19 protein-coding genes and 1 pseudogene are annotated in these 22,358 nt (G+C 59.0%); 6 read left to right on the forward strand and 14 right to left on the reverse strand.

Features of this window, described 5'->3' with window-relative positions; all coding sequences use genetic code 11:
* Window positions 1-466 precede the first annotated feature (466 nt).
* The 10 genes from ACZBJS_RS03600 to ACZBJS_RS03645 all read right to left on the reverse strand — a co-directional run bounded on the left by ACZBJS_RS03600 (window position 467) and on the right by ACZBJS_RS03645 (window position 10,673).
* Window positions 467-1,327, reverse strand: coding sequence for a host specificity protein (locus tag ACZBJS_RS03600; RefSeq protein WP_463438372.1), 861 nt, complete (start codon window positions 1,325-1,327; stop codon window positions 467-469).
* A gap of 413 nt (window positions 1,328-1,740) precedes the next feature.
* Complete coding sequence (gene fdxB / locus ACZBJS_RS03605) at window positions 1,741-2,040, reverse strand: ferredoxin III, nif-specific (protein WP_463438373.1); 300 nt, start codon at window positions 2,038-2,040, stop codon at window positions 1,741-1,743.
* Between the two features lie 3 nt (window positions 2,041-2,043).
* The gene (locus ACZBJS_RS03610) at window positions 2,044-2,253 is read right to left on the reverse strand and encodes a CCE_0567 family metalloprotein (protein ID WP_463438374.1); all 210 of its coding nucleotides are present in this window, start codon (window positions 2,251-2,253) and stop codon (window positions 2,044-2,046) included.
* Window positions 2,254-2,261: 8 nt separating this feature from the next.
* On the reverse strand, window positions 2,262-2,726 hold the full coding sequence (locus tag ACZBJS_RS03615) for a NifX-associated nitrogen fixation protein (protein ID WP_463438375.1): 465 nt from the start codon (window positions 2,724-2,726) through the stop codon (window positions 2,262-2,264).
* Window positions 2,727-2,732: 6 nt separating this feature from the next.
* Window positions 2,733-3,128, reverse strand: a complete 396-nt coding sequence (nifX, locus tag ACZBJS_RS03620; protein WP_463438376.1) for a nitrogen fixation protein NifX — start codon at window positions 3,126-3,128, stop codon at window positions 2,733-2,735.
* The gene (gene nifN / locus ACZBJS_RS03625; RefSeq protein WP_463438377.1) at window positions 3,125-4,531 is read right to left on the reverse strand and encodes a nitrogenase iron-molybdenum cofactor biosynthesis protein NifN; all 1,407 of its coding nucleotides are present in this window, start codon (window positions 4,529-4,531) and stop codon (window positions 3,125-3,127) included. The genes nifX and nifN overlap by 4 nt, the downstream gene beginning before the upstream one ends.
* Window positions 4,532-4,540: 9 nt before the next feature.
* The gene (gene nifE / locus ACZBJS_RS03630) at window positions 4,541-6,187 is read right to left on the reverse strand and encodes a nitrogenase iron-molybdenum cofactor biosynthesis protein NifE (protein ID WP_463438378.1); all 1,647 of its coding nucleotides are present in this window, start codon (window positions 6,185-6,187) and stop codon (window positions 4,541-4,543) included.
* An 88-nt stretch (window positions 6,188-6,275) separates the two neighbouring features.
* Window positions 6,276-7,832 (reverse strand): nitrogenase molybdenum-iron protein subunit beta, encoded by a 1,557-nt coding sequence (gene nifK, locus ACZBJS_RS03635; RefSeq protein ID WP_463438379.1) that lies wholly within the window; start codon window positions 7,830-7,832, stop codon window positions 6,276-6,278.
* Window positions 7,833-7,897: 65 nt separating this feature from the next.
* Window positions 7,898-9,400, reverse strand: coding sequence for a nitrogenase molybdenum-iron protein alpha chain (nifD, locus tag ACZBJS_RS03640; RefSeq protein ID WP_463438380.1), 1,503 nt, complete (start codon window positions 9,398-9,400; stop codon window positions 7,898-7,900).
* Between the two features lie 391 nt (window positions 9,401-9,791).
* Window positions 9,792-10,673: a LysR substrate-binding domain-containing protein gene (locus ACZBJS_RS03645; protein WP_050420793.1), complete on the reverse strand. Its 882-nt coding sequence runs from the start codon at window positions 10,671-10,673 to the stop codon at window positions 9,792-9,794.
* Window positions 10,674-10,812: 139 nt separating this feature from the next.
* Here ACZBJS_RS03645 and ACZBJS_RS03650 point away from each other — a divergent pair, with 139 nt between their 5' ends.
* The 6 genes and pseudogenes from ACZBJS_RS03650 to ACZBJS_RS03675 all read left to right on the forward strand — a co-directional run.
* Complete coding sequence (locus ACZBJS_RS03650; RefSeq protein WP_463438455.1) at window positions 10,813-11,562, forward strand: SDR family NAD(P)-dependent oxidoreductase; 750 nt, start codon at window positions 10,813-10,815, stop codon at window positions 11,560-11,562.
* A 20-nt stretch (window positions 11,563-11,582) separates the two neighbouring features.
* A complete protein-coding gene (locus tag ACZBJS_RS03655) occupies window positions 11,583-12,428 on the forward strand; it encodes a transketolase (protein ID WP_463438381.1) in 846 nt (281 codons plus the stop codon).
* Complete coding sequence (locus ACZBJS_RS03660) at window positions 12,425-13,435, forward strand: transketolase family protein (protein WP_463438382.1); 1,011 nt, start codon at window positions 12,425-12,427, stop codon at window positions 13,433-13,435. Before ACZBJS_RS03655 ends, ACZBJS_RS03660 begins: the two co-directional genes overlap by 4 nt.
* A gap of 165 nt (window positions 13,436-13,600) precedes the next feature.
* Window positions 13,601-14,626: a TRAP transporter substrate-binding protein gene (locus tag ACZBJS_RS03665; RefSeq protein ID WP_253641101.1), complete on the forward strand. Its 1,026-nt coding sequence runs from the start codon at window positions 13,601-13,603 to the stop codon at window positions 14,624-14,626.
* A 3-nt stretch (window positions 14,627-14,629) separates the two neighbouring features.
* Window positions 14,630-16,513 (forward strand): TRAP transporter large permease, encoded by a 1,884-nt coding sequence (locus tag ACZBJS_RS03670; RefSeq protein ID WP_463438383.1) that lies wholly within the window; start codon window positions 14,630-14,632, stop codon window positions 16,511-16,513.
* A gap of 508 nt (window positions 16,514-17,021) precedes the next feature.
* A pseudogene (locus tag ACZBJS_RS03675) lies at window positions 17,022-17,156 on the forward strand (transposase); the annotation flags it as partial.
* A 223-nt stretch (window positions 17,157-17,379) separates the two neighbouring features.
* Here ACZBJS_RS03675 and ACZBJS_RS03680 read toward each other — a convergent pair.
* The 4 genes from ACZBJS_RS03680 to sufB form a co-directional block, all read right to left on the reverse strand.
* Window positions 17,380-18,627 (reverse strand): cysteine desulfurase, encoded by a 1,248-nt coding sequence (locus tag ACZBJS_RS03680; RefSeq protein ID WP_463438384.1) that lies wholly within the window; start codon window positions 18,625-18,627, stop codon window positions 17,380-17,382.
* Window positions 18,624-19,946 carry a Fe-S cluster assembly protein SufD gene (gene sufD, locus ACZBJS_RS03685; protein ID WP_463438385.1) on the reverse strand — a complete coding sequence of 441 codons (1,323 nt, stop codon included), beginning with the start codon at window positions 19,944-19,946 and terminating at the stop codon, window positions 18,624-18,626. The genes ACZBJS_RS03680 and sufD overlap by 4 nt, the downstream gene beginning before the upstream one ends.
* Window positions 19,947-19,965: 19 nt before the next feature.
* Window positions 19,966-20,718: a Fe-S cluster assembly ATPase SufC gene (gene sufC / locus ACZBJS_RS03690; protein ID WP_463438386.1), complete on the reverse strand. Its 753-nt coding sequence runs from the start codon at window positions 20,716-20,718 to the stop codon at window positions 19,966-19,968.
* A gap of 71 nt (window positions 20,719-20,789) precedes the next feature.
* On the reverse strand, window positions 20,790-22,286 hold the full coding sequence (sufB, locus tag ACZBJS_RS03695; protein ID WP_463438387.1) for a Fe-S cluster assembly protein SufB: 1,497 nt from the start codon (window positions 22,284-22,286) through the stop codon (window positions 20,790-20,792).
* Between the last annotated feature and the right edge of the window lie 72 nt (window positions 22,287-22,358).

Genomic DNA, 22,358 nt, shown 5'->3' on the forward strand with positions numbered 1-22,358 from the left:
AGAATACGGCTTGCCCATCCATGCTGGCCTCCGTCCAGCCAGCATGATGAATCAGAAACAACCTGATTTGGGAATCCTAAATCGATTCAACCTAACCCCATCCCGCTTTAGCCGTCGCAGAACGATTTTCACGATCGCCAACTTCGCAACCGCCTAAGTGATATCGGATTCAACGGAAGTACTGACATCGTGAGCGCAATCGGTTCTCGCATTTGCCTCAGATTGCCGCTCAAAAAGCCGGACTAAAGCAGGTCCTCTCCCAAACCGTACCAAAGCCCCGCTGGCTCGGCGCCGCAGGCCGTCCGGCACGTATGACACAAGGCCGGCCCAGCTCCACCAACCAACTCGCGAACCGGTATCTGGCAAGCATAAGGGAGCGCGACGTGGCGCACGCCCCCTTCAAGGCTACGACTTCTGCTCGTGCGCGAGCTATGGCGAAAAACCGATCAGTTCCGCCGCACTCCGATTATTCCGAATCGTCTTCAACAGCCATTCGTCGAAGTTCGCGCTCCAAGTAAAACGAAGGGTCATCGTCAGATGAATTCGTCTCAACGCTCTCTTGACGACCGCTGCGGGCCTCTTCGACTTTGGAAAGATATTTTGTAGGCTTGTCTACTCGCTGCCACTTGTCGTTCTCGTTCTTCGTCCACACTTCGGGATGCTGGTGAGGGTCGAGCACCCAGTGATTTTGAGCCACGTGAACAAAACCCATTTCAGCCAGACGGGGCTCCATCCCGGGTCGGGCAGGACGTGACAATACCAATGGATGATCGCCGTCCAATCGCAATTGATGCTCGAGCAGGATATCGCCTGCGTTTTCGACAAGCGGGTGAGTAACGCGTAGATCTACGACGGACGTGATATCGTTACGCCCGAACTGTTCTCGAAACCGGTCTCCCTTGATCCGGACCGGGCCACCCACTGCTAGCAGGCCGACACTTTCGTTACCCAGTTGATAGCTGAAGAACCGCGCGGGTCTATTCGGGTCATGGTAAGTGTTGGCATAGGCTCCAGCAACAGTTGCAGCCCACTCAGCTTTCTTCGAGACAAACTCAGGGTACTCTTCTTGTGGGTTGTCTGCGATGTCCATGATATCGCGACGCAAGTATCTCTCCACGAGATCCATGAAGTCGTCTTGTTCGTGGATTTCGATAATTGGTGGATCGGAACTCAGAGAGTATGGCGCCGCGGCCCCCGACGACGACCCACCTCGCTCCATGCGCGCAACTGTTTCCGCAAAACGGGGGCTATCTCCCGCCTCGCTCGAATCATCAGCCTGATTCGCGCTTGTGGACTGGCTGGATGAGCCAACGATTCTGCCATACATCCGGATCGTTCTCCTATCGGCGAATTGCACGCAATCGAGCTCGTGCCGCGCAAGCTCTGCCGACGAGGATACAATCTCTAGCTGACCACAAGCTTACCACGCCACCGGCCCACCACGGGCTCGGCAAGGCATCCGCCGGAAGACAGACAACGACTCGGCCGCCTTAAGGCTCCACTGCATAGGTGAACCGCGTGTCCCTTGTCGCGGACGGGCGATCAACGACGTGCCGCTCGACGTTGTTGCTCTCAACCAACTAAAATACCCAATCAATCATTTCCAAGTCACTTGGTCTCGGAGGTTTGAGCACGATGGCCTGATCAAAGCTGCGAGCTCACTGATCACGTGCGCGTCATCCGCAGGCGGCGCATGTGAGTGCACTATCCTCTGCTGCTACTGGACGAGGCGGTCTTAGCTCACGCGACTTCAGCTCCGACTGAGGTGTGGAGCTGGCAATTGGCCGGGCACACCCTGGCGCACGCGCCGCAACCGATGCATGCGCCCTGATCATTCAGAACCATGATCTTCTTTTCGATCTCATCGTCCGCGTCATCGTCTAGATTGACAAGCTCGCCCTCTTCGCTGATTCCTTTCAAAGTCATGACATCTCGACCGCACACTTTGAAACAACGGCCACATCCGATGCACTTCTTGTCATCGATCGATATCAGGTATTCTGGTATCCACTCGCGGCCATCGCGCGCTGCAAATGACATAAGTCAGCCCCTCTGGTTATTTTCCAGCGCCTTTAAATCATGGCTCTTGCGCTCGAGTTCGGCATAGGCATCGTACGCCTTCTGCGCCACCGTCATGATCGAGCCCCAGTTGACAGGCAATTCCTCCGACAGGTCGTGCAAATCCATTTTGGCTTGCAGCGCTTTGCCTGACAGCTTCTTCAGTTCTGCTTTCAATGCTTCACGTTCGCTCATGAGCGCCCTCAATAGTTCGCCACGTCCGGAAATCTGCGAACCATCTCGATTCCGTCGTTGACATATTTGTCGCCTTCCTGTGCCAGCTTTACGTGACTAACGAAGCCGAAACGATGCACATCGCGTAGCTGCTTGTTCACGGCGATCAGCCGGCCAGCGATCAACACCACGCGGCCGAAGCCTTCATGATGCAGCTTCATAATGGGCTGGATCATCACGCCGGTGACCCTCTCGATCGAGAGCGCGACCGCATCGAAGAATAGTTCAAGCCGCCACAGCGTGTCGGGATCAGGATCGCCGACAATAGGTAGGGCGCGCCGCTTCTCCTTATCCAAGATATAGGGTTCGAGCAGGTCGAGATCGCTCTTCTTCGTCCAGGCGCCGTTGGCATCTTGAGCACGCCAAATCTTGATCAACTCCATGAGGAACGGTGTGTCGATGCCGCTACCCTGTCGCACTATTTCTTCGGTCATCTCACCTCATTCGTCGAACTCAAACGCGCGGCGCTGGTCCTTGGCCATGGCCTTGCGTAGCCAGGGAGGTGGCGTTCCCTTCAGTACGTCCTGAAGCTTTTCAAGCAGCACCAGGATGCTTTCCGGCTTGCTCACCTTGATAGGATGGATCTTGTTGGCCACCACCCGCGCGGCACCAGCACCGCCGATGGCGGCGACGTAGAGAATTGCACAATCCTTGATTGCATCTATCTTCGGCCCCAACTTATCGTCGTTGCCGTCTTCCTTGAGATCGCCCTCAAACTCAATTGCTTTGAGAAAGACGTGCCCGCCCGGCGCGACATCATAGATTGCGATATTCTTCGCCCAACCAAAATGTGCATCGACCCGTTTAAGATCTTGCGTAGCGAATGCGACCTTCATGCTGTCGACCTCTCAGCTGCGCCATTCGAGCTGTGGCCGGCTCGTCGTGGCAGTGCGGCCGGAACCCGCCAGCTATCGGGCGTAGGCTGATGGTTCTCCTCGCGGTCAGCAATCACGAGATTGGCGATATCGAAGATCATATCGCGCGTACCACGGTAGCCGACGGATAGCTGGTGTCCTGCTCCAAGCCGATCGAACATCGGAAAACCCGCGCGATAGAACGGGATTTTCAGCCGAGCCGCCGCTTGCCTGCCATGCGAATGCGTGACCAGTAGGTCGCATTGCTTGGTTCTGGCGAGTTCTTCGAGGTCCTCGAGGTCGCCAATGAGGACCTCCTCGGCCTTGACTCGCTCAATAACGACCGACTGTGTGGTTGTCACTGCTGCGGTCACCTGCGCACCCATGTCATGCAGCATACTGGATAGGTCGAACAGGAGGTCTGGCTCGGCGGCGATCGCAACTCTGCGACCACCAATATGGAAGTGCGCGTCCAGCATTGCATCGGTGAGCTGGCCACGCTGACGCCGATATTTCACCGGTACGGGCCGGCCGCTGATCTCGCTCAAAAAGGTGATAAATTCGTCGTTGGGATCGAGACCGCAAAGCCGTTCGAACAGGCGAAATGGCACGCCGGCCTTGGCCTGCAGGACCTCCGCCGCGCGTCGCATCTGTGCGCCAATTGCGATCGTCCATTGAGCGCGTCCCATGCTCGCAATTTCGTCGATGCCGATGCCGCCTATGGTTGTCGGCGTAAACTCATCGGGGATATGCCCATCAAGCGAGCCTGCCAGATCAGGCAAAAAGGACGGCCGCAACCCGAAATCCTCCAGGATGACCCGGAGTTCGTCTAGATCACCGGGGGTGAGGTGGCATCCTGGAAGAACATTCACCTTGGACGGGTCGCGCAGTCCACTCACGCCCGGCCCCTCGACCAACTCCTCCACAATGCGCGCCACAGCCTTCTCCCAGCCGTCCTGGAACCCTCCCTTGAAATCTGGTGTCGAGACATAGACCAGCGGCAATTTTGCAAGTTGCGGATGCTTGTCCCGGATCAGCTTGAGGTAGGCATCGACATCGTCGCCATTGGTCTCTGTAACCCCGGTCGAGCAGATCCCCACGATCTTTGGCTTGGCTCGGCTGTGGATATTGAGTATCGCCTGCTCGAGATTCTCGTAGCCGCCGAGCACGGTTGCGACCTCGCTCATAGCGGTGGTTTGCAGCGGTACTGCTTCCTTGAAATGGCGCACGAAGAGCGTGAGCCCGAAGGATGTACAGCCTTGCGAGCCGTGCAGAAGCGGCATAGCCCCACGCAACCCCATAAAGGCGAAGGCTCCACCGATCGGCTGGCTCATCTTCAGCGGATTGACCGCGCAAGATTTAGTAGACGCTTTGACGAGGGCCATAACAGGTCCTTATTCTGCGGCCTGTGGCAGGGCAGATGGTGAGGCCGCCAAGATTCCCTCGATGCGTCTGTTGCAGCAGCCGCCGACCGCATTGGTGTGCTCTCTGACAGCTTCCACACTGATCAAGCCATGCGTGGTGATTGCATCCTCGATTGTTCCGAGATCGACCTTGTTGCAGCAGCAGATCTCCTTGGCTCGGCGCGCCGTTTCGCCGAGCGCAGGATCGCAAGCGATCTCGGCCAGCGGTGATCGCATCTGCACCATCGCCTTCGCCAAGACCTGCCATGGCGCAGGTCGACGCAGCTGCTCCCACATCGGATTGGAGAGCGACTTGTCGATCTCCTCCACCAGTTTGACCATTCCAAGATAGCCCAGATAGGCATGGCACCGCTCCTGGTTGATATCGATCCAGGGCATCGCCGCCTTCAGTGCGACAAACTGCGATTTGCCGCCCGACAGCATGATGTCCGCCTCCGCTTCTTTCAACATTCTGTACATTTCGCGCGGCGTCATCTCCTCGATCATGTGGGCATCCTGCCCCATCAGCTCCTTGATGCGTTCCTTATCCTCCCTGGTCGATTTTTTCACGCTGGTTCCGACCAATTCGAGACCGGCTTCCTGCAGCGCCGCCACGACCGACCATGACTTGACGCCGCCGGTAATCAACAAGACCTTCTTGCCTTTAAATCGTGGCTTGTACGGTTCGATGGCAGCCCAGGCGCGCGTTTCCTCGCGCGCGATCACCGCATCAGTGCGCCCGAGCAACTCTTCGGGGGCGCCGCGCTCGACCAATAAGCGGGCGATCTGGCGAACCGAATCACTCGAATCCTGGATACCGTAGAACGACCCCTCGAAGAACGGGATCCCGTAGCGTTCCTTCATTTTGCGTGCGACGTTGATCATAGATTTTGAGCAGACCAACATCGCCGCCCGCGCGCGATGAGAAGAAGCGACCTCGCGATACTTTCCGTCGCCAGAGATGCAGGAGAGAATCCGGACTCCGAGCTCGTCCAGCAATGGCTTCACTTGCCAGAGCTCTCCTGAAAGGTTGTATTCTCCGATCAGGTTGATGTCGTACGGCGTTGTGTAGTCCGGCTCCTGCGTTCCGATGACATGTTCGAGCAGGGCCTCGCCGGCGAGCTTGTTACCCAGGTTCTTGGAGCCGACGAACCCGGGGGAATTGACCGGGATAACTGGTTTGCCGAACCTTTGAGACGCAGCCTTGCAAACCGCATCGATATCGTCGCCGATCATCGCCGGGATGCAAGTCTGATAGACGAAGATCGCGGGAGGGTCCCACTTATTGATGATTTCTGTGATTGCTTTGCACAGCCGCTGCTCGCCTCCGAATACGATATCGGTTTCGTTCAGATCGGTTGTGAATGCGGTCCGCCACAGATTTGAGCCAGACGACGCCGAGCCGCGATTGTCCCAGGAGTTGCCTTCGCACGCAATCGGACCGTGCACCAAGTGAGCGACATCGGTAAACGGCTGCAGCGCGATCTTGGCACCGTCGAAGGCACAGCCCCCCGCAGCACTGCCCGGCTGCAGTTGCTTGGTGCAGCCCTTCCTGCGTTCAGCCTCCGGCTTACTGCCATTCTTGCCGCAGCCCGGCTCGTCGAAAATATTCTGGACCGTAGCCGCCAGCGAACTCATCCGTTTTCCCCTCAGCGGAAGCCAATTGAAAGGTTTAATGCGTTTGTGCCATCGCCGGGTTCGGCGATGGCACGTGCACCATTCGTCATCAACGAATGATGTCGAAGCTGTAGTCGGTTTTGCCAAGAAGGTTGGTCTTCTTGTCGATTTCGTCGAAGATCTTGTCGAGGATCTTGACCAGCACATTCAGGCCGCCCTGATACCCCCAAACGGGCGAGCGGTGATGGTGATGCCGATCAAAGACTGGAAAGCCAATTCGGATCAGTGGCGTTCCAGTGTCGCGCTCAAGGTACTTGCCGTACGTGTTGCCAATCAGAAAATCGACCGGCTCGGTAAATAGGAGCGAGCGCATGTGCCAGAGGTCCCGGCCAGGGTAGACTTGGCAGCTCTGCCCAAACGGCGAGCTTGCAAGCAGCGCCGCCATTTTTGTCTGCCATGCCTTGTTGCCGTTGGTGGAAAGCACATGGGTTGGCTCGGCGCCCAGTTCGAGCAGAAAGGCAGCTACTCCGTAGCAGAGATCCGGATCACCATAGATCGCGAACTTCTTGCCATGGATATGCGCACTGGAATCGGCGATGGCATCGACCAAGCGGCCACGCTCTCGTGCGAGTTGCTCGGGAATGTCCTTGCCGCCGATCCGCGATAACGCCACCAGCAAGTCATCCGTTGCAGATATGCCAATCGGGTAGTTGAAGGACACGACATCCTGACCATGCTCGGCCACGAATTGCAACGTTTTCTCCGTACACCACTCCTGCATGGAGATTGTCGCCTTGGCGTGAACGGCGTTGGCTGTGTCTTCCAGCGTGGTGCCACCGTCATACATCCGGAACTCGCCATCTGTCGGGGTGTCGAAGACTTCGGAGTTGTCGGCGAGTATGGTGTGCTGGATTCCCATCAGTTCCAGGATGCGCTTGATCTCGCGAAGGTTTCCGACGGTATAGCCATCGAAACCGCCGATGATGTTGATGGCCTGGTTCGGCCTGCGCTCCAGCTTCGGCGCCGTTCCGGCCTTGCCGTCCCAAAAATGCTCCAAGATGCCCTTGAGCGCGTTGTCGTAGCCGGTGACGTGGCTGCCGACGAAGGCCGGCGTATGGGCGAACGGCACGTCGAACTCCGCCGGAACCGAGCCCTTCTCCTTGGACGTCTTGATGAAGGCGTTCAGGTCATCGCCGATCACCTCAGCCATGCAGGTCGTGGAGACTGCAATCATCTTGGGTTTGTACATGTTGTAGCTGTTGGCGAGGCCGTCGATCATGTTATTCAGGCCGCCGAATACAGCAGCGTCCTCCGTCATCGACGAAGAGACGCAGGAGCTCGGCTCCTTGAAGTGTCGCGACAGATGGCTGCGGTAATAGGCCACGCAGCCTTGCGAGCCGTGGACGAATGGCAGCGTGCCTTCAAAGCCGACGGAGGCGAATACGGCGCCAAGCGGCTGGCAGGCCTTGGCCGGGTTTATCGTTAGCGCCTCCCGCGCAAAATTCTTCTCGCGGTACTCCGGCGTTTTCGTCCATTCCTTGATACGCTCGACTTCGGCAGGCTCGCGGGGATCCTCGAACATTTTCTTCTTGTCCAGCATCTGCTGGTATTCTGGACCGCGGAACAGTTCGAGATGATCGAGCACGTGCTCGGCACTTTGCGCCATTATTAAGATCCTTTTACTGTCGAAATTGACCGCCCCGCTCTCCGCTGAGAGCGAGACTTGTTGCTCTATTCTGCAGCCAAGAGCTTGGCCCTCGGCGTTTCCCTCCAGGGTGCCCTTGTCTTCTTCCAGACAGGCGAGTTGACAGCCATGTCCATGTCGCGCGCGAAGATCGCAAAGCCGTCATAGCCGTGATATGGACCCGAATAGTCCCAGGAATGCATCTGCCGGAACGGCACACCCATCTTCTGGAACACGTATTTTTCCTTGATGCCCGAGCCGATGAGGTCAGGCTGGAGCTTTTCGACGAAGCGCTCGAACTCGTAGCCATTGACGTCGTCATAGATCAGCGTGCTGTCCTTTACGTAGTTCTGAGCGGTGCGCTGATAATCGTCGTTGTGGCCAAACTCGTATCCGGTGCCAACGACTTCCATCCCGAGGTCTTCGTAGGCGCCAATCACATGACGCGGACGAAGCCCGCCGACATACAGCATGACCGTTCGGCCCTCCAGGCGCGGGCGATACTTCGCAACCACCGCGTTCACCAGCGGCTGGTACTTTTCAATCACGCGCTCGGCCCCTTCCTTGATCTTGTCGTCGAAATAGGCCGCAATCTTCCGCAGCGATTCTGCGATCTTTGAAGGTCCGAAGAAGTTGTATTCGCACCAGGGGATGCCGAATTTCTCTTCCATGTGGCGGGAGATGTAGTTCATTGAACGGTAGCAATGCAGAAGGTTGAGCTTGGCTTTCGGAGTTGCCTCGAGTTCAGCGAGTGAACCGTCCCCGGACCACTGCGCGATCACCCGCAGGCCCATTTCCTCCAGCAGAATTCGCGATGACCAGGCATCGCCGCCGATATTGTAATCGCCGATGATCGCAACATCGTAAGGCGTCGGCTCGAACTTTGGTGTGCCGTCGGGCTCGAGCTTGTCGAAGATCCAGTCACGTACCGCGTCGTTGGCAATGTGGTGACCTAGTGACTGCGATACGCCACGAAAACCCTCGCAGCGGACCGGCACGATGGTCTTGCCTCCATACTCCTTGGATTTAGTTCTTGAGACAGCTTCGATATCGTCGCCGATCAGTCCGATCGGGCATTCCGATTGGATGGTGATGCCGTTGTTGAGGGGAAACAGCTCCTGGATTTCGTCAAGAACTTTGACCAGTTTCTTGTCACCACCGAATACGATATCCTTTTCTTGGAAGTCGGAGGTGAATTGCAGGGTCACGAAGCTATCGATCCCCGTCGTACCAACGTAATAGTTGCGGCGCGATCCCCACGAATACTGACCACAGCCAACAGGACCATGGCTGATATGGACCATGTCCTTGATCGGTCCCCAAACCACGCCCTTGGATCCCGCATAGGCGCAGCCTCGGATCGTCATCACGCCGGGTATGGATTTGATGTTGGACTTCACCCCGCAGTCGGACTTGCCGGCCTGATGAACGTTGAGGTGCTTGGCACGCCTTTTCGCGGTTTTCTCCGGATAGACCTTCAGCACCTCCTCGATCAGCTGTTTGTTGCGAGCCCTGATATCTGCGATACTCTGGGTCGTGGCGAGACTCATCTGATGTCCTCAAGGTTAGCTGTTGCAAGAGCGGCTTCGGACCAGAACTTTTGCAACCAGCATGCCAGCGCTTGGCGAACACAAAACCCACAACGATTAACGGCAGTTAGCGCGTCTCGCGCGGTGGCAACGCCGTTGTTGCGAACGCGACATCGCGCTTTGCTCGGAGGCTTCTTGGTTTGACCTGTTCGAAACGGAACAAGGGGGAGCTATGCGCGAAATGGCCCCGCTCAGCTATCAGCGCGTGTTTTCGTTCTAGACGATGAACCCATAAATCTGCCGGGCGGACGGCTTGCCAGAATCCGCTATGGCCCGATAGCGACCAAATTCCGCAGCGCGACCAAATAACGCGAAGGGTCAGGAGCGGATGTCAGCTCCAGCTCACGCTAATCTATAAACTTGGCGCAATCTCAGACCTGATCCATTCCACGAAGGTCTGCAAAGCGCGGCGCTGACGGCCAGCGCGCGGGAACACTAGATGATGACCAACGTAGCGGATGTCGGTGGAGCGGCCAGCCAGGGGCGCTATCAGGCGCCCCGATGCTATCTCACTTTCAGCCAACCGAGTTGATTCCAACGTCACGCCAACCCCGCCGCAAGCCATGGCTATTGCGAGGAAGCTGCGGTCGAATCGCATTCCATGGATCGCTGGAGGTTCGAGCCCGTTCGCGGCGAACCATTGATACCATTGAACCTGCTTTACGTCGGAGCGAATAAGAACTTGGCTCAACAAATCCTTTGGCTGGCGGATTCTCTTCGCGATTTGAGGAGCACACAGAGGGGTGACGGTTTCCTCACCAAGCGGGATCACTTCGAGGCCCTCACCGCGAGGTGAACCGTAGACGATGTCCAGATCGAAATCGTCGTTCGTGAAGCGGGCGTACTCCGTATTGGCGGCGAGCCGAACCTCCAGTTTCGGTTCGGCCGCGAGAAATTTGGTCAGGCGCGGGGCCAGCCATTGCGCTGCGAAACTTGGGGCACAATGCACCCTCAGGAGCTGCGGCCCGCGACCTGCGACTTCTTCGATCCCGCGCCGCAAATTGTCGAAGGCCGCACCGGCGTGGCGCATCAGGTTCTCACCAGCGGGCGTTAGACGGACGGAACGAGCACTCCGCTCGAACAGAACGGTGCTCATGGTGCTTTCCAGCTTGCGGATCGCGTGGCTGACGGCGCTCGGCGTCAAATGCAACTCGTCGGCCGCATCGCTGAAGGAGCCAGTGCGCGCAGCCGCTTCGAAGGCCCGGATAGCGGAGATCGGGATGCTCGACAGCAGCATACCCATAAGTGAACCAGATTCACACATCCAAGACAACTGCGCGTTTGTCCCGGCCGGCCCCTCGGCTCTAGCAATGGGGCAAGAGGACCGGCTGCCTACCGCGGCGTCCAAAACGACAGGGACAGGGAGGATTCGAATGCTGCTTCGCGGCAAAACGGCGATCATCACGGGGGCGGCCTCGCCTCGTGGGATTGGCCTCGCAACCGCCAGGCGATTTGCCGAAGAGGGCGCGCGGGTCGCCATCCTCGACATCGATGGGACCGCCGCACAGGCTGCCGCGCAAGGCCTCGGCGACGCTCATATCGGAATTGCTTGCGACGTCGCCGACCAGGCTTCGTGTCAGAAGGCAGTCGAAGCTGTCGCTGACGCTTTCGGCCAAATCGATATCCTGATCAACAATGCCGGCATCACACAGCCGGTCAAATTCCTCGACATCACGCCGGCCGACTGGGACCGTATCCAGGACGTCAACCTGAAGGGCATTCTGTTCCTGTCCCAGGCAGTGATCCCGCATATGCGCAAGCAAAAATCGGGATCGATTGCATGCATGTCGTCGGTATCGGCCCAGCGCGGCGGCGGCATTTTCGGTGGTCCGCACTACTCGGCGGCGAAGGCCGGGGTCCTTGGGCTTGCCAAGGCGATGGCTCGGGAATTTGGCGCCGATGGTATCCGCGTCAACTGCGTCACGCCGGGATTGATAGGCACCGACATCACCTCTGGCAAGCTCAACGACGAGATGAAAGCGAAGATCCTGGAAGGCATTCCGCTCGGACGGTTCGGGGAGGCCAAGGACGTTGCCGGTATCTACACATTTCTTGCATCGGACCTCTCGGCATACGTCACAGGCTCCGTGATCGACGTCAACGGCGGGATGCTCATTCACTAAGAGCAGCGATGGAGAGACGGATGTCCACGAGTTTACTTGTCAACACGCCCAGCCTTTCGCAGCGTGCGCGCAACATTCGCCGCAACGCCCTGCGCATGGGCGAAGTTCAAGGCCAAGGCTATATCGCGCAGGCGCTCGATATTTCCGACGTGTTGGCGGTCGCATATTTTCACGCGATGCGCTACCGGCCTGAGGAGCCAACCTGGGAAGATCGCGATCGTTTCCTCCTTTCCAACGGTCACTACGCGATCGCCCTTTATGCCGCACTGATCGAGGCCGGCATTATCCCCGAAGTCGAACTCGAGACGTATGGCTTCGACGAAAGCCGCCTGCCGATGTCAGGCATGGCGTCCTACACGCCCGGTATGGAAATGTCCGGCGGGTCCTTGGGGCTCGGACTGAGCATCGCGGTCGGCATGGGCCTCGGGTTGAAGCACAAGGGCTCCAAGAGCCGCGTTTTCACGCTGTTCTCGGACGGAGAGCTCGACGAGGGCTCGAAGTGGGAAGCAATGATGTCGGCTGCGCACCACAAGCTCGACAATTTGATCGCGATCATTGACGTCAACAACCAGCAGGCCGACGGCCCTTCGAAACAGATGATGGGGTTCGAGCCGTTGGTCGACAAGCTCGAGGCCTTCGGCTGGTTCGTACGCCGCGTCGACGGCAATGACCTGGACGCCGTCGTGGCAGCATTCGACGCAACGATTTCGCACCCCGAGCAGCAACCGAGGATCATCATCGCCGACACTCTCATGGGCAAGGGAGTTCCGTTCCTCGAACAGCGAGAAAAGAATCACTTCATTCGGGTCGAAGCGCACGAATGGAAATTGGCGCTGGCAGAACTTGATGCGGGAGACAGGTCATGAAGTCGGTTACCCCAGGTACGCCCGGGAAACCGCGGTTCACCACCTCCGCGATGATCGCGTCGATCGCCGCCGAGGGACAAAAGACAAAACCAGCGCCGTTCGGTCACGCGCTTGTCGAATTGGCCCGGAGCTGCCCCGAGGTGGTGGGCCTCACCGCCGATCTGGGCAAGTACACGGACCTGCACATTTTCGCAAAGCAGTTTCCAGACCGCTACTATCAAATGGGTATGGCGGAGCAGCTCCTCTACGGTGCGGCTTCGGGCATGGCGGCTGAAGGATTCATGCCCTTCGCAACGACTTATGCCGTATTCGCCTCGCGGCGCGCTTACGACTTCATCCACCAGACGATTGCAGAGGAAGACCGCAACGTAAAGATCGTCTGCGCCTTGCCAGGTCTCACTTCCGGCTACGGCCCAAGCCACCAGGCGGCGGAAGACCTCGCGCTGTTCCGCGCAATGCCGAACATGACCGTGATCGATCCCTGCGACGCTCACGAGATCGAGCAGATCGTTCCGGCCATCGCGGCGCATCACGGGCCCGTATATATGCGGCTCTTGCGTGGTCAGGTGCCCCTCGTCCTGGACGAGTACAACTATCAATTCAGGCTCGGCAGGGCATCCTTGATTCGGGACGCTCGGGACGTTCTGATCATCTCCTCTGGAATCATGACCATGCGAGCGCTGGAAGCTGCAAAGGAACTCGCCGGTGATAGCGTGGACGTAGCTGTGCTGCATGTACCGACAATCAAGCCGCTCGACCACGGAGCGATACTGCGCGAAGCAGCAAAACCCGGCCGTCTCGTCGTGGTCGCCGAGAACCATACCATCATCGGCGGGCTCGGAGAGGCGATTGCAGCGCTGTTGATGCGCTCCGGCGTCCATCCAGCTTTCCGCCAGATCGCGTTGCCCGATGAGTTCCTTGCCGCTGGGGCGCTTCCCACGCTGCACGATCGCTACGGCATTTCGACTGCGGAAGTTGCAAGGCAGATCAAGGGGTGGCTGCGCTAAGCGCGCACCTAGATACGTCAACTTCGACTGAGGGAAGCATCGCCTACGCGGCGTCGCCGCGGAGAACGATGGCCGCTGCCTGACGGCCGGTGCCCGAGAACCGGCCGGAACTGCAGAAGCGTGCTGCTGCCGATCAACATACCGATACTCAACAAGGAGGAAGCAATGACCCAACGCAAATCGACTGCCATCACCCGTCGCAAGTTGCTCCTGGCCGGCGCGGCTGTCCCGTTGTGCGCCGTCCTCAGCCGCCCGGCCGCCGCCGCAGAGTTCACTTACAAGCTCGCGACCGGGCAGGACCCCGCGCATCCGGTGAATGCTCGGGCCAAGGAGGCCGCCGATCGCATCAAGGAAGCGACTAGCGGGCGCTTGGAAATCAATCTCTTTCCCGCCAACCAGCTTGGCTCGGATACGGATCTGCTGACGCAGGTTCGCAACGGTAGCGTCGAGTTTTTCAACCTTTCCTCTCTAATCCTCGCTACCCTTGTACCCGCCGCGGGCGTCGTGAATCTCGGCTTCCTCTTCCCCAACTACGATGCCGTCTGGAAGGCCATGGACGGCGAACTCGGCGCCTACATCCGCGCGCAGATCGCCAAAACGCCTATCATGGCGGTGTCCAAGCCTTGGGACAATGGCTTCCGCCACATCACGTCGTCGGGCCGTGAGATCAAGACACCGGACAACCTCAAGGGCTTCAAGCTCAGGGTACCTGCCGCACCCAATCTGACGTCGCTGTTTCTTGCGCTCGGGGCAGGACCAGCGCCGATCAACTTCAACGAGGTCTATTCCGCGCTCCAGACCAAGGTCGTGGACGGTCAGGAAAATCCCCTTCCGATCATAGCAACGGCGCGCCTGTATGAGGTGCAGAAGACCTGCAGCCTGACGGGTCACGTCTGGGACAATTACTGGATCCTCGGCAACAAGCGCGCGTTCCAGAAGCTTCCGCAGGACGTGCAAGAGATCGTGACGCACGAACTCGATCGCTCGGCCAACGATGAACGAGCCGACATCGCAAAGCTCAGTGAATCCCTCCGCACCGACTTGACAGCCAAGGGGATGCAATTCCTCGACGTCGACCGATCCGCCTTCCGGCAGGCGCTGGCAGAGACGAGCTTCTATGCCGACTGGAAATCCAAATTCGGCGCGGAGGCCTGGGTTCAACTTGAGAAAGCCGCGGGCAAGTTGGGGTGAGCCATGGAACATGCGCACATGGACGGGGCGACACTTGCTCTTCCTGAGCCTGTCTCCGGATGGCGCAAGGCCGCCGTGAACCTGAACAAGGCACTGAAGCCCGTCGTCGCCATTCCTGCCGCACTGCTGGTCATCGCAGAGGTGATAGTCCTTTTCGTCGGCATCGTCTCTCGCTACGTGCTCCATACCCCGATTGTCTGGTCGGATGAGCTCGCCGGCATCCTGTTTCTGTGGCTGGCGATGCTGGGATCGGTCGTCGCCTTCCAGCGGGCCGAGCATATGCGGATGACGGCTATCGTTGGCATGATCCGCCCGGAAGCCAGGTTGTTCCTTGACGTCTTTGCGACGGCTGCCTCGTTCGCGTTCATGCTTCTGGTGGTTCGCCCCGCCTACGAGTTTGCGGCCGACGAAGCCTTCATCACAACTCCGGCCCTGGGAATAGTCAACACTTGGCGCGCCGCCGCCCTGCCGGTCGGCATCGGCTTGATGCTGGTCGTTGCCACTCTGAGGCTGGCAGCCACGGCCAATGTGAAGCACCTCGCGGCTGCAATCGCTGCGGTGGGAACGCTGATCGGAGTTCTCGCGCTGCTCGCGCCAATCCTTAAACCGCTCGGCAATCTGAACCTGCTGATCTTCTTCGTGTTTATCGTTGGCGCCATGGTTTTCGCAGCGGTGCCGATCGCCTTCGCGTTCGGCCTTACGACCATCGGCTACATAACGCTGACGGCCAGCACACCCGACGTGGTCGTTATCGGTCGCATGGACGAAGGCATGAGCCATCTCATCCTGCTTGCGGTACCGATGTTCGTGTTCCTCGGCTTGTTGATCGAAATGACCGGCATGGCCCGCGCCATGGTCGGTTTCCTCGCCAGCCTGCTCGGCCACGTTCGGGGCGGCCTCCAATATGTGCTGGTCGGTGCGATGTATCTGGTCTCGGGTATTTCGGGGTCTAAGGCGGCCGATATGGCAGCAATAGCGCCTGTGCTCTTCCCCGAAATGACCAGACGCGGCGCCAAGCGTGGTGACCTCGTCGCACTCCTGGCGGCGACCGGCGCTCAGACCGAGACGATCCCCCCATCATTGGTGTTGATCACAATCGGATCGGTGACAGGCGTGTCGATCGCGGCCCTGTTCACGGGCGGATTATTGCCGGCGATCGTGCTGGCGGTCGGACTGTGCGTGGTGGTGTGGTGGCGGTACCGTGGAGAGGATTTGTCGCACGTTCAGCGGGCGACCAGGCGTGAAATCGGCCGTTCCTTTCTGATCGCGATTCCCGCCATTGCCCTTCCATTTGTGATCCGCGCTGCAGTGGTCGAGGGGGTAGCAACGGCCACCGAGGTCTCGACGATAGGCATCGTCTATTGCGTATTGGCCGGGCTTTTTATCTATCGCCGGTTCGACTGGCGTCGCCTCTATCCGATCTTGGTTGAGACCGCGGCTCTTTCCGGCGCGATCCTCTTCATCATCGGTGCGGCGACGGGGATGGCCTGGGCTTTGACCCAATCGGGCTTCTCGGCATCACTTGCGAACTTCATGACCTCCTTGCCGGGTGGTGCGCCGATATTTCTGATCGTCACGATCCTTGCGTTCGTCGTCCTGGGAAGCGTGCTCGAAGGCATCCCTGCCATCGTGCTCTTCGGTCCGCTGCTTTTCCCCATTGCCCGTCAGGTGGGGGTGCATGAGGTCCACTATGCCATGGTCGTCGTTCTGGCGATGGGGATTGGACTTTTCGCGCCGCCATTCGGCGTCGGCTACTATGCGGCGTGCGCCATCAGCCGGATTCATCCCGACGAAGGCATGGGTCCGATCCTGGCGTACATGCTGGCCCTGCTCCTCGGCACAGTCATAGTGGCTGCAGTGCCGTGGATTTCCATAGGTTTCCTTTAAACTCTGCGAAACGTCTCAGCTACGGAGATCGCCCGCACCTCTCTCCTTTCACCGCATTCGGAGGGACGCGAGGTGAGATTCTGGCGAGCTAGACAGGTTGTTCGCACAGTTCTTTGCTCCTCGTGGAGGCAACGATCGCGTTTCTCGGGGCGCGGAGCGACGCACGGCCTTCAGGGCCATACGCGACTATGGATCGCGCATCGACCAGATCGCATGCGAGTTTCGAACAAAGGCCTGACGTGAATGCGAGTCGCCTTTCGTTCGAAGCTCCGATTACTTTTCATGACCAGCGCGACTGGCCCCTGGTAGTCCTCCAAGGCCGATCCTACGTCATGTCCGCTTCGGGGGTCATTCACGACCGGGTCGAGCCACAAGCAAGCCCGGCCAAGTCCGCTATGCCGCCAAAAGTGGATGTGTATTCAGAGCATTAGCGGCACGCCACGGGGCGTTGCCGGTTGATGGCGTTGCCCGAGGCATGGTTCAAGCTCCGAAACCGGAACCTCGAATCATGCGCCACGAATTCAGCGATTGCGAATGGACCGCCATCAAACCGATGCTGCCGAACAAGCCGCGCGGCGTTCAGCGCGTAAATGACCGCCGCGTGCTTAGTGGCATCTTTTGGGTCTTGCGTTCAGGTGCGCCATAGCGCGACCTGCCGTTAGAACACGGCCCCCGCGCTCGACGAAGGCGGTCGCAAAGGAAAAACGGCGGTGCCCTGGCCGACCAGGCCTGCCAATGCGAACTTTGCTTGCCGAGACCTCAGGTGTTGACCTTCTGCGATGACGATAATGCTCAGGGGCACGACGTCATTCAACTTCGCAGCTCAATGCAGGCTCCCTCTCACCTCGACGCAGCACGCCAGCCGATCACGCCAATAGCTGGTGTGCCTTGATAAGTGCGCGCGCGAGCACATCAATTTCTTCACGGGTGTTGTAAAGTCCAAGGGACGCACGGCATGTTGCCAACGCCCCGAAGCGCTTGAGCAGCGGCATCGCGCAGTGAGCCCCTGCCCGCACCGCTACACCGGCCCGATCGACGACGGTGGCAATATCGTGCGCATGCGCACCTTTCACATCAAACGAGATGATCGGCCCCGTCTCGGCCGGCGCCCCGATCATGCGCACGGAGTTGATGTCCCCGAGCTTCTCCTGCGTGTAAGCGAGCAGTTCGCTCTCGTGCTTGCGGATCTGAGCCTTGCCTATTGAATTAATGTAATCCACGGCCGCGCCCAACCCGATCGCCTCGACGATCGGGGGCGTACCCGCTTCGAACCGGTGCGGCGGATCACCATAAATGACGCCGGAACGTGAGACCTCGCGGATCATCTCGCCGCCACCATTGAAGGGCGTCATCGATGCCAGATGGTCGGATTTTCCGTAAAGTACGCCGATTCCGGTCGGACCATAGAGTTTGTGGCCGGTCATGACGTAGAAATCGCAATCAATGTCGCAAACGTCGACGCTCAGATGGACGCACCCCTGTGAGCCGTCGACCAACACTGGGATACCACGAGCATGTGCGACTCTCACCAGGTCTTTCACCGGCAAAACCGTGCCGAGCACGTTCGACATCTGTGTGATTGCAACCATCTTGGTGCGGGAGGTCAGCAGTCGTTCAAATTCATCGAGCAAGAAGTTACCGTCATCATCTACTGGTGCCCATTTGATCACTGCACCGAGCCGCTCCCTAAGAAAATGCCATGGCACAATGTTGGAGTGGTGCTCCAAAATTGACAGAACGATCTCATCACCCGGGCTGATGCGCTCTCGACCGAAAGTCTGTGCGACAAGATTGATCGCCTCGGTGGCGCTGCGGGTAAAGATGATCTCTTCGTTCAAATGCGCGTTCACAAACCGCGCTACCTTGGTACGGGCCCCCTCATACGCCTCGGTCGCCGCATTGGCGAGATAGTGCAAGCCACGATGAACGTTGGCATATTCGCTGGAGTACACCTGCGTCATGCGGTCAAGCACCGCATTTGGCTTTTGCGCGGACGCAGCGTTATCGAGGTAGACAAGCGGCTTGCCGTACACGGTCATGGCCAGCGCCGGAAAGTCACTACGCAAACGGTCGACCTCGTAACGATCATTGCTGACCGCGGGATGTTCGTTCATTGCCGTTCCTGCAGCCAGTGTTCAGCCTGCGCGGTCACAAAATCGCGCAGGTTATCGGCGGAGATCTCTTCAATCGACTCTCCAATGAACGCTTTAATGAGCAACATCTGCGCATCCTTCTCGGACAGCCCGCGCGCGCGCAGATAGAATACGAGATTGCCATCCAACGCTCCTGAGGTCGCTCCGTGGCCGCAGGTCACGTCGTCGGCCGAGATTTCAAGTTCGGGCTTATTGTCTGCCTCGGCCTGGTCGGATAAGAGCAGCGCTCGCGTCGACAGGCTGGCGTCGGTCTTCTGGGCGACGGGACGAACGACGATTCTGCCCTGAAACACCGAGCGGCCGCAATCATCAACGACCGCGCGGAATTTCTGCCGACTGGTGCAATGCGGCACGGCGTGGTCGACCACGATTGTTGTGTCGGCGTGCAGTTTATCTTTGATGAGATTAACCCCGTTCGCAGAGAGCTTGGATCCCTCGCCACCCAGCGTCACGTATCCCTGATAGCGATTGATGGAGCCGCTGCACGTCATGCTGACGAGATCGAGCTTAGCTCTGGTGCCGGCCGCGATGATTCCCGATGAGATGTTCACCGCATCAGCGGCGTCGGCCGCTACGCGGATATGCGAAAGACTCGCCTCGTCCCCAACCAGGGCGATTAAGACATCGTTGGCCTGATAGCCGCTCGCGCCTTCGGCCGAGATGAAACTTTGCACCACGGTCGCATGCGCCCCTTTATCGAGCTGCAGATATGAGCGTGTAAAAGCGGACACCGACGATCCCGTTGCGACCTGAACGATTTGAATAGGGCGTCTAATCGTGTTGCCTTCGGCAATCGAAATCACCAGACCATCTGAGGCCATTGCCGCATTGAGCGAGATCACCGCATCGTCCGTCGTCGAAAGCACCAAACCGGCCATTGCGCCAGTGGCCGAATTCTCCAACACCTCTCGCAGTGACTGCACATGGAGCTCATTTTCCAGCTCGCCGAGATCGGATAGCTCAGGCGCGAATATGCCGTCCACCAAGACCAATTTGACGGCCTGATCGACAGCCACTCGCCTGACCGACGCCTTTGCGCGCGCCAACGCCGCCGCATCCGGTCGCGGAGCGAGTGGCAACACCTCGCCGATCAGGGCACGCAGATCCGTGTATCTCCAGGCCTCCATGCGCCGATGCGGCAGGCCGGCGCGCTCATAGGCTTCGAATGCCCTCGCACGGATATGGGGGACGAGGCCCGCGCCAGGCAGCCGTCCGAGCGCAGCTGCGAGAATATTGCTCGTTGCACACCCGGCATCGGCCTTAGCCAATACTTGCTTCATGGGGAAATCCCTTGAGCCGTCAGGCCGCGGTTTCGAACTGGGCGTAGCCACAGGCCTCGAGTTCCAGCGCGAGTTCCTTGCCGCCGCTCTTCACGACGCGGCCTTTCGACATCACGTGCACATAATCGGGCACGATGTAATGAAGGAGCCGCTGATAGTGGGTGATCACGATCATCGCCCTTTCCGGCGAACGCAGGCCGTTGATGCCGCTCGCGACAATACGCAGGGCGTCGATATCCAGCCCGGAATCGATCTCGTCCAGGATGCATAGACTCGGCTCGAACAACGCCATCTGCAGGATCTCGTTGCGCTTCTTCTCGCCGCCCGAGAACCCGACATTGACGCCGCGCTTGAGCATGTTCCGGGTAATGTTGAGTGACTCGGCCACCTCACGGACCTTTTTCAGAAATTCGGGCGTGGAGAATTCCCCTCGGCCGTGTGCCTTGCGCTGGGCGTTGAGCGCCGTGCGCAGGAAGTTCATGGTGGTGACGCCGGGGATCTCGACCGGGTACTGGAACGCCAGAAATACGCCCTTGGCGGCGCGCTCATTGGGCTCCATCTCCAGGAGGTCCTCGCCCCTGAAAAGGATCTGGCCGCCGGTGACTTCATAGCCCGGCTTGCCGGCGATGACGTGGGACAGCGTCGACTTGCCGGAGCCGTTCGGCCCCATGATCGCGTGCACTTCGCCCGCATTGACCATAAGATCGAGGCCACGGATTATTTCGCGACTGTCGACACCGACATGCAGATCTTGGATTTCGAGCAGCGTCATTTTTGATCTGATCCCTCAAAATGCGTCGTCCGGAACGGCGAGCCGCGTTCGAGGGCTCGCGGGACGTTTGGTTATCCGACAGATCCCTCGAGAGAGATCGAGATCAGCTTCTGCGCCTCCACCGCGAACTCCATCGGAAGCTTTTGCAGGACATCTTTCGCGAAACCGTTGACGACAAGGCCGATGGCCTGTTGCTCGCTCAAGCCCCTTTGCAAGCAGTAGAACAGCACGTCCTCGGAAATCTTCGACGTCGTCGCTTCATGCTCGAACGTCGCCGAGGAATTCTTGGCCTCGACATAGGGCACGGTGTGCGCGCCGCATTTGTCGCCGATCAGAAGCGAGTCGCAGGCGGTGTAGTTGCGCGCGCCGGTCGCCTTGCGATGGGCGCTGACGAGGCCGCGATAAGTGTTCTGCGACTTGCCGGCGGCGATGCCCTTGGAGATGATCCGGCTCGACGTGTTCTTGCCGAGGTGGATCATCTTGGTGCCGCTATCGACCTGCTGGAAGCCGTTCGAGATCGCGATCGAGTAGAATTCGCCGCTCGAATTGTCGCCGCGCAGGATGCAGCTCGGATATTTCCAAGTGATCGCCGAACCGGTCTCGACCTGGGTCCAGGAGATCTTGGAATTCTTGCCGCGGCAGTCGCCACGCTTGGTGACGAAATTGTAGATGCCGCCCTTACCTTCCGAATTGCCGGGGTACCAGTTCTGCACCGTCGAATACTTGATCTCGGCGTCATCGAGCGTGACGAGCTCGACCACGGCAGCGTGCAGCTGGTTCTCGTCGCGCTGCGGCGCGGTGCAGCCTTCGAGATAGGAGACGTAGGAGCCCTTGTCGGCGATGATCAGCGTGCGTTCGAACTGGCCGGTGTTGCGCTCGTTGATGCGGAAATAGGTCGACAGTTCCATCGGGCAGCGCACGCCCGGCGGCACATAGACGAACGAACCGTCGGAGAAGACCGCCGAGTTCAGCGTCGCGAAGTAATTGTCCGAGGTCGGCACCACGGTGCCGAGATATTTCTGCACCAGCTCAGGATGCTCGCGGATCGCCTCGGAGATCGGCATGAAGATCACGCCGGCCGCCTTCAGCTCCTTCTGGAAGGTGGTCGCAACCGAGACCGAATCGAACACGGCGTCGACCGCGATCTTGCGGTTCGGCGTCTGCTCGCCGCCGGGCGGCGGCTCGACGCCTTCGAGGATCGCGACCTCGCGCAGGGGGATGCCGAGCTTCTCGTAGGTCTTGAGGATTTCAGGGTCGATCTCGTCGATCGAGGACAGCGTCTTCTTCGGCTTCGGCGCCGCGTAGTAATAGATGTCCTGGTAGTCGATCTTCGGATAGTCGACGCGCGCCCAGGTCGGCTCGGTCATGGTCAGCCAGCGGCGATACGCCTCCAGGCGCCATTCCAGCATCCAGGCCGGCTCATTCTTCTTGGCGGAGATGAAGCGGACGGTGTCTTCCGATAGGCCCTTCGGGGCCTTGTCGGACTCGATCTGCGTCTCAAACCCATATCGATACTGGTCGACGTCGATGCGCCGGACGCGCTCGACCGTCTCTTGTATAGCTACCATTGCCCACTCCATTCGCGCATGGACGATCTCCCGACGGCGATGATTGCGTCGCCTCTCCTCCGAGCAGATCGC

It is taken from the genome of Bradyrhizobium sp. KZN70725, from assembly GCF_055264925.1.

Excerpts from the sequence above, each read along its gene's own strand:
- nifK (WP_463438379.1), bottom strand. The coding sequence starts at position 7,832 with ATGGCGCAAAGTGCCGAGCACGTGCTCGATCATCTCGAACTGTTCCGC.
- sufC (WP_463438386.1), bottom strand. The coding sequence starts at position 20,718 with ATGACGCTGCTCGAAATCCAAGATCTGCATGTCGGTGTCGACAGTCGC.
- fdxB (WP_463438373.1), bottom strand. The coding sequence starts at position 2,040 with ATGTCATTTGCAGCGCGCGATGGCCGCGAGTGGATACCAGAATACCTG.
- sufD (WP_463438385.1), bottom strand. The coding sequence starts at position 19,946 with ATGAAGCAAGTATTGGCTAAGGCCGATGCCGGGTGTGCAACGAGCAAT.
- ACZBJS_RS03670 (WP_463438383.1), top strand. The coding sequence starts at position 14,630 with ATGGAACATGCGCACATGGACGGGGCGACACTTGCTCTTCCTGAGCCT.
- ACZBJS_RS03615 (WP_463438375.1), bottom strand. The coding sequence starts at position 2,726 with ATGACCGAAGAAATAGTGCGACAGGGTAGCGGCATCGACACACCGTTC.
- nifE (WP_463438378.1), bottom strand. The coding sequence starts at position 6,187 with ATGAGTTCGCTGGCGGCTACGGTCCAGAATATTTTCGACGAGCCGGGC.
- ACZBJS_RS03610 (WP_463438374.1), bottom strand. The coding sequence starts at position 2,253 with ATGAGCGAACGTGAAGCATTGAAAGCAGAACTGAAGAAGCTGTCAGGC.
- ACZBJS_RS03650 (WP_463438455.1), top strand. The coding sequence starts at position 10,813 with ATGCTGCTTCGCGGCAAAACGGCGATCATCACGGGGGCGGCCTCGCCT.
- ACZBJS_RS03665 (WP_253641101.1), top strand. The coding sequence starts at position 13,601 with ATGACCCAACGCAAATCGACTGCCATCACCCGTCGCAAGTTGCTCCTG.
- ACZBJS_RS03600 (WP_463438372.1), bottom strand. The coding sequence starts at position 1,327 with ATGTATGGCAGAATCGTTGGCTCATCCAGCCAGTCCACAAGCGCGAAT.
- ACZBJS_RS03655 (WP_463438381.1), top strand. The coding sequence starts at position 11,583 with ATGTCCACGAGTTTACTTGTCAACACGCCCAGCCTTTCGCAGCGTGCG.
- nifN (WP_463438377.1), bottom strand. The coding sequence starts at position 4,531 with ATGGCCCTCGTCAAAGCGTCTACTAAATCTTGCGCGGTCAATCCGCTG.
- ACZBJS_RS03680 (WP_463438384.1), bottom strand. The coding sequence starts at position 18,627 with ATGAACGAACATCCCGCGGTCAGCAATGATCGTTACGAGGTCGACCGT.
- nifD (WP_463438380.1), bottom strand. The coding sequence starts at position 9,400 with ATGAGTCTCGCCACGACCCAGAGTATCGCAGATATCAGGGCTCGCAAC.
- ACZBJS_RS03660 (WP_463438382.1), top strand. The coding sequence starts at position 12,425 with ATGAAGTCGGTTACCCCAGGTACGCCCGGGAAACCGCGGTTCACCACC.
- sufB (WP_463438387.1), bottom strand. The coding sequence starts at position 22,286 with ATGGTAGCTATACAAGAGACGGTCGAGCGCGTCCGGCGCATCGACGTC.
- nifX (WP_463438376.1), bottom strand. The coding sequence starts at position 3,128 with ATGAAGGTCGCATTCGCTACGCAAGATCTTAAACGGGTCGATGCACAT.